10 protein-coding genes are annotated in these 14,740 nt (G+C 58.0%); all 10 read left to right on the top strand.

The genetic code is table 11. From position 1 onward, the window contains the following. Nucleotides 1–228 precede the first annotated feature (228 nt). The 10 genes from SPITH_RS12180 to SPITH_RS07995 all read left to right on the top strand — a co-directional run bounded on the left by SPITH_RS12180 (nt 229) and on the right by SPITH_RS07995 (nt 14,706). Complete coding sequence (locus SPITH_RS12180) at nt 229–408, top strand: hypothetical protein (RefSeq protein WP_169311815.1); 180 nt, start codon at nt 229–231, stop codon at nt 406–408. After that, a complete protein-coding gene (locus SPITH_RS08035; protein WP_081467744.1) occupies nt 380–1,123 on the top strand; it encodes a carboxypeptidase regulatory-like domain-containing protein in 744 nt (247 codons plus the stop codon). Before SPITH_RS12180 ends, SPITH_RS08035 begins: the two co-directional genes overlap by 29 nt. A gap of 205 nt (nt 1,124–1,328) precedes the next feature. Next, the gene (locus SPITH_RS11805) at nt 1,329–4,460 is read left to right on the top strand and encodes a discoidin domain-containing protein (protein ID WP_014625161.1); all 3,132 of its coding nucleotides are present in this window, start codon (nt 1,329–1,331) and stop codon (nt 4,458–4,460) included. Between the two features lie 270 nt (nt 4,461–4,730). Continuing rightward, entirely contained in the window at nt 4,731–6,131 is a 1,401-nt protein-coding gene (locus SPITH_RS08025) for an ABC transporter substrate-binding protein (protein WP_014625160.1), read from the top strand. A gap of 68 nt (nt 6,132–6,199) precedes the next feature. Beyond that, on the top strand, nt 6,200–7,117 hold the full coding sequence (locus SPITH_RS08020) for a carbohydrate ABC transporter permease (protein WP_014625159.1): 918 nt from the start codon (nt 6,200–6,202) through the stop codon (nt 7,115–7,117). A 1-nt stretch (nt 7,118) separates the two neighbouring features. Further along, a complete protein-coding gene (locus SPITH_RS08015) occupies nt 7,119–7,985 on the top strand; it encodes a carbohydrate ABC transporter permease (RefSeq protein ID WP_014625158.1) in 867 nt (288 codons plus the stop codon). Nucleotides 7,986–8,083: 98 nt separating this feature from the next. Continuing rightward, the gene (locus tag SPITH_RS08010; protein ID WP_014625157.1) at nt 8,084–10,402 is read left to right on the top strand and encodes a glycoside hydrolase family 65 protein; all 2,319 of its coding nucleotides are present in this window, start codon (nt 8,084–8,086) and stop codon (nt 10,400–10,402) included. Further along, on the top strand, nt 10,386–12,569 hold the full coding sequence (locus SPITH_RS08005) for a glycoside hydrolase family 65 protein (RefSeq protein ID WP_014625156.1): 2,184 nt from the start codon (nt 10,386–10,388) through the stop codon (nt 12,567–12,569). The genes SPITH_RS08010 and SPITH_RS08005 overlap by 17 nt, the downstream gene beginning before the upstream one ends. Beyond that, a complete protein-coding gene (gene pgmB / locus SPITH_RS08000; RefSeq protein ID WP_014625155.1) occupies nt 12,557–13,327 on the top strand; it encodes a beta-phosphoglucomutase in 771 nt (256 codons plus the stop codon). Before SPITH_RS08005 ends, pgmB begins: the two co-directional genes overlap by 13 nt. A gap of 44 nt (nt 13,328–13,371) precedes the next feature. Next, on the top strand, nt 13,372–14,706 hold the full coding sequence (locus SPITH_RS07995) for a glycoside hydrolase family 99 protein (RefSeq protein WP_014625154.1): 1,335 nt from the start codon (nt 13,372–13,374) through the stop codon (nt 14,704–14,706). Nucleotides 14,707–14,740 lie beyond the last annotated feature (34 nt).

Below are 14,740 nucleotides of genomic sequence, written 5' to 3'. Positions count from 1 at the left end.
CTGACCTCCTTCCCCTCTCTTCCCGAGGTTGGAGATGCAGCGCCTCTCTCCTCGACTTTTCCCTCCCCTTCCCAATCCGAGGGGGCCTTTTCTGCTGCGACCTCTCTTGCGAATGTGGAGGCCCTTGCGAGGCTCTTTCCTTCGGCGAGGTCCCCTGCAGCCACTCCAGGGCCCAGGAAGTCTGCGGAGGAATCTTCTTCTCCCTCTCTACCGATAGTAGAGGAAGGGGTGAGTTTTCTGGGAGTGGTTCAGGACAAGGAGGGGATGAATTATTTCTTCAAGAACACCCGCTCAGGGCATATCTATAGAGTTACTCCGAGGGGAGGAGGTGATGCTCGCCTCGTGAAAGAGGGTGATGGATGGTTCATTCTCGAGATAGATGGCACACTCTACAAGGTGGAGCGTTGATATGAGGGTGTATTTCGTACGTGTTTTCTTTCTGCTGATGGGTACAATGTTTCTCCTCTCTTGCGTCTCGGGACCTCAGATGGAGGAGAGTTTTGTGCTCCAAGGGATGGTCTACGATCGCGCGGGTAATCCAGTGACGGATGCCGTGATCGAGATAGAAGGGAAGCAGATGGGGGTGAGCGACTTCAACGGCAGATTTTACATCCCGGGCATGGTCCCCGGGACGTATACGGTGGGTGTCCAGAAAGAAGGATACCTCCCCTACGAGGGTACAGTTGCCATACGATCCCATACGGATGTTCTGTATGTGGGTATGGTGTCATGGGAGGACCTGTGCCGGCGTGCAGAGCGGGCGCTCCAGGAGGGCCGATGGGGAGAGGCGGAGCAAGCTATCTCTCGTGCCCTTGAGATAAAGCCCGATGAGCCGCTGGTGAGATTCCTGGCGGCTGTGGTGTGTGCGATGCCGGCGAGGCCCGAGAGACGTCCGGATCGGGCCGTTGAGCTTCTTGAGGATCTCCTTTCGGAAGGATACAGGGAGCCGGCAATTTATCTCATGCTTGCCGATCTCTACGAGTATGATTTCAAAGACCTCGTAAAGGCAGAAGAGCGCCTCTCCCAGTATCTGTCTTTGAAACAGGACACCGAGGCGGAGAATCGTCTCGCTGCATTGAGAGATATGCTGCTGCTCTCATCCAAGCCTGATGGGCAGAAGTAGGAGAAGAAGAGGCGAGAACGCTCTTCAGGTGTCTCTCTTTGGGGGAGTGTGTTGATTTATAGGTAGAATGTTCGACTTCTCCCAGAGTTTCCGAGAATTGGGAAAATTGAGCAAAAAAAGTTTGACAATCCATCAAATGTCACGATAGAATGTGGATGAACAGGTTTAACGTTACACCTGTTCGAATTTTTCAGAGGAGGGTGTTATGAGACGTCTTCTGTTTACCCTTTTAGGTGTTCTTCTCCTCATGGGAGGGGAACTCTTCGCGGACACTGCCAATCTGGCATTGGGCAGATCCATCAGCGCGAGTAGTTATACTCAGGTATATGTGCCGCAGAACGCGAATGATGGGGATGTCTACACCTACTGGGAGGCCGCGCCCAATTCATATCCCAACTACCTCACGGTGGATCTGGGAAGTTCGATGACGGTCTACAAAGTGGTGGTGAAACTCAATCCGGATCCTATTTGGGGACCCAGGACCCAGACGATCAGTGTGAGAACATCCACCAATGGATCCAGTTACACCACGACGGTTTCTGCAACCCAGTACCAGTTCGATCCCGCCACTGGGAATACTGTGACCATCACATTTCCCCAGGTAACCGCTCGATATGTACAGCTCGTCTTCACTGCAAACACTGGGGCTACCGGAGGACAGGCGGCTGAGTTCGAGGTGTACGGACCTGGTGAAGCTGGAGCGCCTGATCTCGTGGTCACTGATGTAGCCTGGTCTCCTGCGAGTCCTGTAGTGGGGCAATCGGTAACGTTCTCTGCTACCATCCAGAACCAGGGGACTGCTTCCACTCCTGTAGGTGTAATCCATGGAGTAGGGTTTTTCGTGGATGGAAGCATTGTGAGCTGGTCCGACACCTTCACCTCTTCTCTTGCCCCAGGTGAGAGTGTGATTCTCACCGCGAACGGTGGTCCAGATGGTGACCAGTGGTGGACGGCAGTGGCTGGTGAGCATACCATAATGGCATATGTAGACGATGTGAACCGGATTCCCGGTGAATTAAACGAAAATAACAATACTCGCACGGAGACTGTTTCTGTAGGAACCTCTGGAGGTGGCCAGGAGCCTTATAGTGGAGTTCCGGTGACTATCGCCCCCGGTAGCCGGATAGAAGCCGAGAATTATGATCTCGGTGGAGAGGGCGTTGCGTATCATGATACTACAGCAGGGAATACTGGTGGTGCATATAGGAGCGATGATGTGGACATAGAGCCGTGTGGTGAGGGGGGATACAACGTAGGATGGATCATCGATGGTGAGTGGCTCGAGTATACGGTGGATGTCCAGGAAGGATACTACAACATCGAGGCGAGGGTTGCCTCTAATGGGGCTGGGGCGATTGGGGATCTGCGCATCCTTCTCGATGGGGTTGAGCTTGGGGTGTTCTCTGTAGAAGCAACAGGAGGGTGGCAGACCTACACCGATGTGGTGCTGTACAATGTGTACCTCTCTGGTGGAAGCAACAAGATTCTCCGGCTCGAGGCGGTGAACGGGGGAGATTTTAATATCAATTATCTTCAGTTTTCTCCTCCTACCACTCCGACTCCGACTCCCACTCCCACTCCGACTCCCACTCCGACTCCCACTCCGACTCCCACTCCGACTCCCACTCCGACTCCCACTCTCACTCCGACTCCGACTCCCACTCCCACTCCACCTTCCGGAAGAGGAGCCTCTGTGCCATGGGTGAGGTATGAGGCGGAAAATGGTCAGGGGAATGCGACGGTAGTGGGACCGAGTCGGGAGGTGGGTACCATTGCAGGTGAGGCTTTGGGTAGAAAGGCCGTGGTACTTGATGCGACAGGAGAATACGTCCAATGGACTGTGGGAGATGGCTATTCCAATGCAGGTGTTGTAATCAGGTTCTGCATCCCAGATGCTCCCGGTGGTGGGGGTATCGATGCCACCCTGAGTCTCTATGTCAACGGTCAGCATAGGACGGATTTTCAGCTTACCTCCAAACACGCATGGCTCTATGGTGATGAAGCCAATCCTGTGAACGATCCCAATGCAGGTTCTCCCAGGAGAATCTACGATGAGACCAGGGCTATCATAGGATCTGTACCTGCGGGTGCGGTCATCAAGGTGCAGAAAGATTCCGGGGATACGGCTTCCTACTATGCTGTGGATTTCATTGAAATCGAAGAAGTTCCCGAGCCTGTTGGGCGACCCGCCGGATACATTTCTATTCTCGATTACGGTGCCGTGCCGAATGATACGAGTGACGACTCCAATGCGATCCAACAGGCGATCTGGGCTGCGAGCCAGCAGGGGACGGGGGTCTATATTCCGCCTGGTGTGTACTATCAGTACAACAAGTTGATGGGGGCAGACAATGTGACCGTACAGGGAGCCGGTGTATGGCATACGGTGATCTATGATCCTACCGGCTCGGCAGGCGACTGGGGCAATGTGGGTTTCAATCTCAACTTCGCTGACAACTTCAAGGTCTACGACCTTGCCATCTTCGGGTCGGGTACCATCCGTGACACCGGTGGAAAGGCCTTCTGCAATTCTCCGGGTGCTGGCTTTGAAGTCCGCAATCTGTGGATCGAGCACGTGAATTGTGGATTCTGGTTGGGGAGCCCCCAGCCCACCGTAGGGGCCTATATCAGGGATGTGAGAATCAGAAACACGTATGCGGATGGCCTCAACCTCTGTAACTCCACTCGAGATACGATTGTGGAAAACTCTACGGCCCGATATACTGGAGACGATGCGTTTGCTATGTGGTCTGCGAGAGATCTCTCGGCCGATCCCGACAGGAACAACGTCTTCCGCTACCTTACTGCGGAAATGCCGTGGCGGGCTAATGCCTTTGCTGTGTACGGTGGTGAGAACAACAAGATTCAGAATTGCGTGGCTGTCGATACCCTCACATATGCTGGAGTGAACATAAGCTCCTGTTTCAACCCATACCCGTTTGCCGGAACCACTCTGGTGGAAGAGGTGACGCTCATCCGGTGTGGTGGGGCTTTCTGGGGCGGACTCCAGTTCGGCGCCCTCTGGATCAACGTGGATGATCTGCCCATACCTGGCCTCGTGGTGCGCAACGTGGATATAATCGATTCGACTTTTTCCGGGCTCCACATTCAGAGTGAGACGTACAACCAAAATCCGGTATATGATCTTCAGAATGGTCTTTTCGAGAATATCTCTATTACCGGGTCGGGTACTGATGGGATCTATGTGAGGGCTGGGTCGAGGGGAAGCGCCACGTTCAACTATGTGTCGGTCTCAGGGAGTGCAGGATCGGCTTTGAGAAACGACGCCTCTGACACCTTCACCATTATCCGTGGTCCTGGAAACGAGGGATGGTGATTCACAAAAGAATTGTTGGCCCCCGGAGATTTCCGGGGGTTTATTTTTCGAGGTGGAGCATCTGTCTTCCTGATTCTGATATAGCGGATATGGGGAATTTCCTGGAGATTAAGGAGTCTCAGTGGATGATGAATCGAGGAATGTGTTTTTTGGGAGATAGAAAGTGCTTGACAGGAGAGGGAACCGGGGTTAGAATAGTTTAACGTTAAACCTGCGGTGCAGGTTTCGCCCTCTGGGCGGGAATACCATGTGCGTTGTGAGGAGGGTTTGATGAAACGTTTTGTTTCCCTGATGGCCCTGCTGCTCCTTCTCGTAGGCACCTTGAGTGCCGGCGGTGCGGGCGAGAAGCAGTCGGCCCAGAAGGAGATGGTGGTCCTCAAGCTGGGCATCTGGCCCGAGGAGACCATGACCGGCGACATCGAACTCCATGAGGAGTACGTGAAGCGGTTCCAGCAGAAGTATCCCAATGTGAAGGTGGTGCCGCAGCACTACAAGTACAGCGTGGATACCTTCGTGCCCCTCGCCGAGTCGGGTCAGCTTCCCACGATCTTCGAGACCTGGTTCACCGAGCCCCAGAAGCTCATCGCCGGCGGTTTCGTGAAGGACGTGACCGATGAGCTCGTTCAGCTCGGGTGGGTCGACAAGATGAACCCCTCGGTCCGCCAGCTTCTCTCGGATGAGAACGGTCGGGTGTACGGCGTGCCGCGTGATGCCTATGCCCTTGGTCTCATGCTGAACGTGGCGCTCTTCCGTGAGGCAGGACTCGTCGATGCGAACGGTCTTCCCAAGTATCCGAAGACGTGGCAGGAGCTTGCCGAGACCGCGAAGATCATCAAGGAGAAGACCGGTCAGGCCGGTATGGTGATCCTGGCCAAGGACAACGCGGGCGGCTGGCACTTCACGAACATCGCGTGGAGCTTCGGTGCGCGCTTCGAGGTCCAGAAGGACGGCAAGTGGATCGCCCAGATCGATACTCCTGAGGTGAAGGCCGCGCTCCAGTTCGTGCGTGATCTCAAGTGGAAATACGATGTGCTCACTCCCGATCCCACGAGTGAGGACTGGGGTACCGGGTTCAGGGGGATCGGTACCGGGACTGCGGCCATGTATCTCGCTGCCCAGGACGCCGTGAACCAGCCCACCATGACGTATGGACTTCCGGTGGAAGATCTCGCGCTTGTGCCGGTGCCTGCCGGTCCGGGAGGTCAGTATTCGCTCATGGGTGGTACGCCGTACATGTTCGCTGCGAACGCCACGAAGGATGAGGTTCTCGCGGCACTCGGGTATCTCGAGATCATGGGTAAGGCGCCCGTGCTCACCGATGATGTGATCGAGGGTCTCAAAGCCGATGCGGCCAACCGCAAGGCCAACGGTGTGCCCGTGATCCCCACCTTCCCCGCGTGGACCGATCCCGAGTATCTCAAGGTGCAGGATGAGATCCTCGCCGAGTACCGCAACGTGGACATGCGCCTCTACCAGGACTACTACGACGTGATCAAGAAGCCCGGTGTTCTCAGGCCGGAGGAGCCCATGCTCGCCCAGGATCTCTACGCCGAGCTCACCAAGTTGCTTCAGGCGGTGCTCACCGATAAGGACGCGGACATCGATGCCCTTCTCGCGAGGGCCCAGAAGAACTTCCAGTCGCTTCTCGATGCACAGGTGAACAACAAGTAGTATGCTGTTTCAAGGGGCGTGTCTACGGCACGCCCCTTGCCCAGATCTCTCAACCTCAAGGAGTGTTCATGGGTATGCTACAGCGAGGGATTTCAGGAATAGGTAAGGGGAGGGCCTCTGCGAGGGATGTGGCCGGGTGGCTCCTCATGTTTCCCACGGTGCTGCTCTTCGCGTTCTTTGTATGGGAGCCTCTTCTGGAGAGTATTCGCCTCTCCCTCTATTCGGCGAAGGGGGTACGTCTCCAGGAGTTCGTGGGGTTCAAGAACTACGTGGATGTGGTGCGGCATCCCGACTTCTGGGCGGCGGTGCGTAACACCTTTCTCTACACCTTCTGGTCGCTGGTGATCGGATTCATGGTACCCATAGTGATGGCTGTGTCCATCAACGAGATGTTTGCGCTCAGATCGTTCTACAAGATAGGGGTGTACCTTCCCAACGTGGTGCCGGGGATGGCCACGGTGCTGCTGTGGGCCTTTCTTTTCAGGCCCGGCGAGACGGGTGCGCTCAATATCCTCCTGGGTAAGCTCGGGTATCCTGCCCAACCCTGGCTCAGCAACCCTCAGTGGACGATCCCTCTCATCGTGGCGACCCTCACGTGGAAGAGCGCAGGGGCGACGACACTCATCTACATCGCGGGGCTTCAGGGAATTCCTTCCGAGCTCTACGAGGCTTCGATCATAGATGGGGCGGGGATATGGGCGAGGGTTCGCCACATCACCATCCCTCAGATCTTCAACCTCGCACGTACACTACTCATTCTGCAGATCATCTTCGTCTTCCAGATCCTCTACGAACCGCTCGTGATGACGAACGGGGGGCCCAACAACGCATCGGTGTCCCTCATGCTCCTGGTCTTCAGGTATGCGTTCGAGAAGTACGACTATCCCAAAGCCGGGGCCGTGTCGGTCATCATCTCTCTCATCCTCGTGTTCCTCACGTGGCTGTATTTCAAGCTGGTGAAGGAACAGGACACCCAGGGGGCCTAGTATGTTCATCCGGAAACAGTACGGCATCATCCGAGACCACGACCTGCGTTCGCCCGTGGTGCTTCTGGGGTACATAGGACTTACTCTGTTGTGTGTGTTCTTCGTGGTGGTGGCGTTCGGACCCATTCTCTGGCTCTTCTTTGCGAGTTTCAAGGACATCCGCGAGTTCGTGAGGGAGCCCACCTTCCTGCCTCGTTCGTTCGATCTGGGTAAGTTCGTGAAGACGTGGAACGATCTCAAGTTCGTGCGCTACTACAGGAACTCGCTCATCTCGGTGACGGGATGTGTGATCTCGGCGGTGTTCTTCAACGGGCTGCTCGCCTATGCCCTCTCGAAGGTGAGGCCGCGGGGGGCGAAGCTCGTCTTCTCGCTCGTCCTCTGGAGTCTTCTCATACCGCCTACCACGAGCATCGTGCCGCTGTTCATGAATATCGTGCGCTTGGGGATGGTCGGTACGTTCTTTCCCATCTGGTTCTCGTTCGGGGCGAATGCGTTCTACGTGATCCTCTTCAAGAACTTTTTCGATACCATCCCGCAGTCACTCATCGAGGCTTCGAGGCTGGACGGGTGCAACGAGCTCCAGATCTTCCAGAAGGTGGTGTTGCCGCTGAGCAGGCCGATCGTGATGGTGGTGGTGATCTATGCCGTGAACGCGGCCTGGTCGGATTTCCTCCTACCGTACCTTGTGCTCACCAACTCGGGGCTCGAGACGGTCATGGTGCGGCTCTTCCAGTTCAGGGGGAGCTATACCACCGAGGTGGATATCCTCAGGGCCATCGTGTTCGCGGTGATTCCTCCGGTGGTGCTGTTCGTCCTGTTCCAGAAGCAGATCACCGAGATGGCGGCTCATTCCGGTATAAAGGGTTAGCATGAGTTTCTCTTTGGAGAACTGCGCATCTCGTCCGATGAGTGGGGTGCGTCTGTCCATAGAGGTATGTGTAGATGTTCTCGTAGTGAGGAGGTTGTATGGCCAAGGTTGCTGACAGGTACCTGGTGGTGGATCCTTGGAAGGTGATCGAGGAGGGGTTCCATCCTGATCGGAGTATGGTGAGCGAGTCGCTGTTCTCGCTCGCGAACGAGTACATGGGGGTGCGGGGATATCTCGAGGAGGGGGCGTCGTGCGCGTCGATGAGGGGGAGCTACTTCAACGGGGTGTACGAGGTAGAGCAGGAGGGGGAGACGGGGTACAGGGGGATCGTGACCACCACGCACTTCATGGTGAATGGTCCGGATTGGCTGGATGTGCGCGTGGAGGCGGATGGGGAGGTGTTCGATGTCGCGAAGTGTAACGTTACATCTTTCCGTCGGGTGTTACACCTGGACCGCGGGCTGCTCGAGCGGTCGCTGGTCTGGGAGACGCAGTCCGGCGGGGTGGTGGAGATGCGGTTCGTCCGGTTCCTCCACCGCGAGGTGCCCCAGCGGGCCTACCACCTGGTGGAGGTGCGTGGCCTGAGGGGCGAGGCGGCGGTGAGGGTCTGGGTGGGGCACAACGGCCGGGTGGTGCACTACAGCAGAAAGAAGTGCTACTGGGAGGGGGTGCGGAGCGGTGGGGGGGATGGGGTGGTGGGGCTCCTCGTGAGGACGGTGGGGACGGAGCAGCGGGTGTTCACAGGGAGTGTGGTGGAGGTGGAGGGGGGCGAGGTTTCGCCGGTGGTGGAGGATATGAGGGTGGGATTCGTGGTGGAGGGACGGGTACGCGAAGGTGGGGTGCTGCGGGTGAAGCGGTATGTCCACAACCTGGTGGAGAAGAGGGCGGAAGTGGACGACGGGGAGGTATGGCGGCAAGGGATGACGGGGTTGGGGCTGCAGCGGGAGGAAGGGTTCGAGGGGGCGCTGCAGGCGGTGGCGGCTTACTGGGAGCGGGTGTGGAAGCGGTATGATGTGAGGATAGAGGGGGATCCACTCACCCAGCAGGGGATACGTCTCTGCATCTTCCACCTCCTACAGACCTACCAGGGGCAGGATCCCTCCCACAATGTCGGGGCGAAGGGACTCACGGGCGAGGCCTACAACGGCCACGCCTTCTGGGATACCGAGACCTACTGTCTTCCCTTCTATCTTCTCACCAACGTGAAGGCGGCGCGGAATCTCCTCGAGTTTCGGCATCGCACCTTACCTCAGGCGAGGAAACGGGCGGTGGAGGTGGACTGCAGAGGAGCCTGTTACCCCGTGGCAACCCTCAACGGTGACGAGGCCTGTACGCTCTGGCAGCACTCGAATCTCCAGCTTCAGCCCAGTACAGGGGTAGCCTATGCGATATGGCACTACCTCAAGGTCACCGGCGATCTGGACTTTCTCTACGACTACGGGGTGGAGATGCTCGTGGAGATAAGCCGGTTTCTCGTCTCGCGTGGCGACTATAGCCAGCGGAGCGGTCTCTTCGGGTTCTATGGCGTCATGGGCCCCGACGAGTTCCACATGATGGTGAACAATAACTGCTATACCAACTTCATGGCAAAGAAGACGTTTGAGTTCACTCTGTGGGCCCTGGATCGGATGGCGGAGGACCAGCCCGACCGCTACCGTGAACTTGTGGAGCGACTCGGCTTTTCCGATGAGGAGCGGAAAGAGTTCGCCGTGTGCGCCGAGAAGATGATCATCCCCTATGACGAGAAAACGGGGGTCTTTGAACAACACGAAGGTTTCTTCGACCTTCCTCACATCGATATCGATGAAATCCCGGTCACCGACTTCCCGCTCTACAGCCACTGGTCGTACGATCGCATCTACCGGTACGACATGATCAAGCAGCCGGACGTCCTCATGTTCCTCTTCCTCTATAACCGCGAGTTCTCTCTCGAGTGCAAGCGGGCCAACTACGACTACTACGATCCGCGCACGGTACACGAGTCCTCACTCTCGCCGGCGATCCACTCCATCCTCGCTGCCGAGCTCGGCCGGGAGGAAGAGGCCTACCGACTCTTCGGCTTTGCCACCAGGCTCGATCTCGACAACTACAACAGGAATACCCACGAGGGACTTCACCTCACCAGTATGGCGGCTGCGTGGCTCAACATAGTCTACGGGTTCGGAGGGCTCCGCACCGATGGCGACCGACCTGCTCTCGCGCCCATGCTCCCGTCTGCCTGGAAGAGCTACTCTTTCTCGTTCGGATGGCGGGATGCGCGTATCGGCGTAGAGGTGGGGAAAGAGGGGGTGAGGCTCCGGCTCCTCGAGGGAGAGCGCGTGGAACTCGAACTCTACGGAGAACCGGCGGTGCTCACCGAGGAGGGGCTCGTCCGCTCGTTTCCTGACAAGGGGAGGCCGCATGGGCTGGTATCTTGAGCACAACGAGGTGCCGTCAGACCGGGAGCGGATCCTCCAGCTCGGTGTCACCTATGCCGTGGCGAACGGCTACATGGGCTACCGGGGAACCCTGGAGGAGTACACGGCCGACCAGTTCGTGGCGTGCAACCTGAATGGGGTGTACGACCGGGTGGGGGAGAAGTGGCGGGAATCGGTGAATGCGCCCAATCCGCTCTACGCCGCCGTTTCGGTAGACGACGAGTCCTATTCGGTGGTGGATCGAGCTCCGGCCTTCCACTGCCAGAAGCTCGACTTCCGCTACGGACTCCACCGGAGGAAGACCTCGTGGAAGGCGGGAGGGCAGGCCGTCACCGTGCACGTGGAGCGTTTCGCGAGCATGGACGACGTGCACCTGCTCGCCATGTCCTATACGGTGAAGGTGAGCACAGGGGGAAGGATAGTCGTTCGAACCGGGATTGACGGCCGCGTGTGGGACCTGAACGGTCCGCACCTCCACATCTATGACCGGGGAGTGAAGGGGGATGCGATATACCTCGCATCCCTCACCCAGGAACTCCATATTCCGGTGGTGGTGGCCGAGATCTGCAGACGGGATTTCCCGGCAGAGGAGCGGATCGTCACCACCGGGGAGGGGATCTACCGGGATTTCACCTTCGATGCCGACCCGCAGAGCGAATACACCTTCTGGAAGTTCGCGGTGATCTATCACGGAATGGAGACGGAGGAAGACGTCTTTCGCCTTGCTCTGGATGCGGTGGGCAAGGCGGCGCAGACGGGGTACGATGGCCTCCTCAAGGCCCATAAGAGGGTGTGGGACCGAATGTGGAAGACCTCCGACGTGAAGATAGAGGGCGACCCTGAGGCCCAGAAGGCCCTCAGGTACAGTATCTACCAGCTCTTGAGCTGTGCTCCCCGGCACACCGACAGGCTCTCCATCCCGGCCCGGGGACTCTCGAGCCAGACCTACAAGGGGGCGGTGTTCTGGGACACGGAGATGTTCATGTTCCCCTTCTTCCTGGCGACGCAGCCCGGGATCGCCCGCAACCTCCTCGGCTACCGCATACACACCCTCGAGGGGGCGAGGCGGAAGGCCCGCGAATACGGATACGTCGGCGCCTTCTATGCGTGGGAGAGCCAGGAAACAGGCGACGATGCGTGTTCGCACTTCAACGTGGTGGACGTGTTCACAGGTCGTCCCCTTCGTACCTATTTCAGAGACAAGCAGATACACGTAAACGCCGCCATAGTGAAGGCCTTCCGCGACTATGTGGAACGTACGGGCGATGAGCGGGTGCTGCTCGAGGGCGGGGCCGAGGTGATCCTGGAGTGTGCCCGCTTCTACCTCTCGTACCTGTATTACAGTCCCTATTGGGAACGTTACGAGGTTCTCGATGTGACGGGTCCCGACGAGTACCACGAGCGGGTGCACAACAATGCCTACACCAACCGGATGGTGAAGTACACCCTGGAGACCGCCCGATGGGTGGAAGACCGGCTTGGGGAGGCGTACCCCGACGCGTGGGTCGAACTGAAGGAGCGCCTCGGGTGGGAACGGGAGGCGATGCTGATGGAAGACGTGGCGGCCCGCCTTTACGTGCCTGATCCCGATCCCGAGACAGGAGTGATGGAGCAGTTCTCGGGATACTTCAAGCTCGAGGATTGTCCGCTCAAGGAAGTGAGATCCAGGCTCCTCGATCCCCGGGAATACTGGGGCGGTGACCTCGGCGTCGCCACCCACACCCAGATCATCAAACAGGCCGACGTGGTCCTCCTCCTCGCCCTCTTTCCCCATGAGTATTCCCGGGAGGTGATGAGGGCCAATTGGGAATACTACGAGCCCCGCACCGAACACGGGTCGAGTCTGAGCCACTACGCTTATGGCCTCGTGGCCTGTCATCTGGATATGCCGGAGCGGGCGTATCCCTTCTTCATGAAGAGTGCCACCATCGACATTACAGGGTCCTCGAAGCAGTTCGCCGGGCTCATCTACATAGGCGGGGCGCACCTCGGTGCCTGCGGGGGAAGCTGGATCCTCGCAGTCCGGGGGTTTGGTGGGTACCAGGGCGATGGAATACTCACCCCCCGACTTCCTTCTACGTGGAAGGCCCTTGAGTTCACCGTGTATGAAGGCGGTACGCCGCGGACATATCGAGTAACACCGGAGGGAACGACATGTCGCGCATAGAAGGTTTCGAACCGGAGAGAGATCTCCTCCCGTGGTGCAAAGGAGCCATCTTCGATCTCGATGGGGTTATCGTGGACACCGCACGGTACCACTATCTCGCGTGGAGGAGACTGGCCGAGGAACTCGGCTTCGAGTTCACTCCTGAACACAACGAGCGGCTCAAGGGAGTGAGCAGGATGCGCTCGCTCGAGATACTCCTCGAGGTGGGAGGTATCTCCGTGAGTCCCGAGGAGAAGCAGCAGCTCGCGGAGAAAAAGAACCACTGGTACGTGGAGTACATCTCCGCCCTCACCCCCGATGCGCTTCTCCCCGGCGCCCGCGAGTTTCTCACGTGGTTGCGGGAGCGGGGGGTGAAGATCGCCCTCGGTTCTGCGAGCAAGAATGCGCCCCTCATCCTCGACCGGCTCGGGATAACGGGGCTCTTCGATGCGGTGGTGGACGGTACCATGGTGGAGAAGGCCAAACCCGATCCGGAGGTCTTCCTCAAGGGGGCCGGCCTCATGGACGTGGATCCAAGGGAGTGTGTGGTGTTCGAGGATGCGGTGGCTGGGATCGAGGCGGCACGACGGGGGGGGATGAAGGCAGTAGGAGTGGGCGATCCTGAGGTACTCGCAGAAGCCGACTGGGTCGTGCGGTCACTCGCCGAGTGCCTTCCCACGGGGGGAGCATCCGAAGGGAGCTCGGAAGAGAAAAAACTTGACAGCTCGCCGGAGGGGGTCTACAATAGTGACACCAAGTGTAACGTTAAACCTTTCTAGTTTAACGTTACACCTTACATAAATCCGTCGTATGGGAGCATGCCATGGAATCCAGAAAGGGGATTGTACGTTCGATGATCCTACCCGTTGTTCTTCTTCTCCTTGGAACCGTTGTCCTCGTTTCGCTGCTCGGGTGCAAGACCGTTTACAGCCCCGAGGCAGACGAGAAGCTCGTTGACGAGGCCCTCGGGAGGATACGCATAGAGACGCCTCCCAACAGGAACGTGACCCGGCCGCTCGTGCTCGCGCACTACATGCCCTGGTACGAGGCTGTGGTTGATCCCGATCATCCCGAGAACGAGTACTTCGGCTGGCACTGGCACATGGGCTTTTTTGATCCGTACACCGTTGGTCCCGACGGCAAGCGGGAGATCGCCTCGCACTACTATCCCCTCACCGGGCCGTACGACTCACGTGATCCGGATCTCATCGAGTACCAGCTCCTGCTCATGAAGATGGCGGGGATAGATGGTGTGATCGTGGACTGGTACGGCATCAAAGACGCCCTCGACTACGGGTTCATCCACGAGGCCACCCAGGCCCTTTTTCATAAGATCGAAGAGGCGGGGCTCAAGTTTGTGGTCTGTTACGAGGATCAGACCATCCGCCACATGATCGACACAGACTACCTCAAGTCCACCGAGGCGGTGGCCCATGGGAAGGAGGTCTTCTCCTGGCTCGAGGCCAACTGGTTCCAGAGTCCTTCCTACGTGAAGATAGAGGGAAGGCCGGTGGTGATGGTCTTCGGACCCCAGTACTTCACCTCGGCCTCCGAGTGGGACGAGATATTCTCGGGCCTTGCCGTCAGGCCCTATCTCGTGACCCTGGATGCACACCTGGAGAACTCCGCCGATACCCTCTATCCCTGGCCTCCCATGTACCTCTCGGGTGGGGGAGAACTGAGCATCCTCAAGGTGGTCGACTACCTCAACGGTTTCTACGCCAAGACCAACCAGAAGGAGCACCTCATTGCCACCGCCTTCCCGAGATTCCATGACATCTATCGCGAGGCGGGTGTGGGGCCGAGCTACGGGTATCTCGCCGATCTCGCGGGAGGCACCTTCCACGTGACCTTCACCGCAGCCGTGAAGTCGGTGCCGGACATCATCCAGATTGCCACATGGAACGATTACGGAGAAGGAACGGTGATAGAGCCCACAGAGGAGTACGGCTACCGCGACCTGGAGTACCTCCAGGAGTGGCGGAAATCGGTGGAAGCGGGCTTCCCCTTCTCCAAAGCCGATCTTCGCATTCCACTTGGGATCTTCACACTGAGGAAGCAGGGCAACACCGATCCACGGATCGACCATCTCGTCTCCGCGGTGTTCGCAGGCCAGGTGGAGACGGCCAGGAGCCTCGCACAAGAGCTTGGGCTTTGATCCGGCGTTGCCGGTACGGCATACCACAACCTCG

The organism is Spirochaeta thermophila DSM 6578 (genome assembly GCF_000184345.1).
In the GTDB taxonomy this organism is placed as follows: Bacteria; Spirochaetota; Spirochaetia; order Winmispirales; family Winmispiraceae; genus Winmispira; species Winmispira thermophila.
Note: the sequence above shows the minus strand (reverse complement) of the source record. Positions and strands in the feature narration are given on the sequence as shown.

Coding starts and splice junctions, on each gene's coding strand:
- SPITH_RS08020 (WP_014625159.1), top strand. CDS start 6,200: ATGGGTATGCTACAGCGAGGGATTTCAGGAATAGGTAAGGGGAGGGCC.
- SPITH_RS08035 (WP_081467744.1), top strand. CDS start 380: ATGGCACACTCTACAAGGTGGAGCGTTGATATGAGGGTGTATTTCGTA.
- SPITH_RS08005 (WP_014625156.1), top strand. CDS start 10,386: ATGGGCTGGTATCTTGAGCACAACGAGGTGCCGTCAGACCGGGAGCGG.
- SPITH_RS08025 (WP_014625160.1), top strand. CDS start 4,731: ATGAAACGTTTTGTTTCCCTGATGGCCCTGCTGCTCCTTCTCGTAGGC.
- SPITH_RS07995 (WP_014625154.1), top strand. CDS start 13,372: ATGGAATCCAGAAAGGGGATTGTACGTTCGATGATCCTACCCGTTGTT.
- pgmB (WP_014625155.1), top strand. CDS start 12,557: ATGTCGCGCATAGAAGGTTTCGAACCGGAGAGAGATCTCCTCCCGTGG.
- SPITH_RS11805 (WP_014625161.1), top strand. CDS start 1,329: ATGAGACGTCTTCTGTTTACCCTTTTAGGTGTTCTTCTCCTCATGGGA.
- SPITH_RS08015 (WP_014625158.1), top strand. CDS start 7,119: ATGTTCATCCGGAAACAGTACGGCATCATCCGAGACCACGACCTGCGT.
- SPITH_RS08010 (WP_014625157.1), top strand. CDS start 8,084: ATGGCCAAGGTTGCTGACAGGTACCTGGTGGTGGATCCTTGGAAGGTG.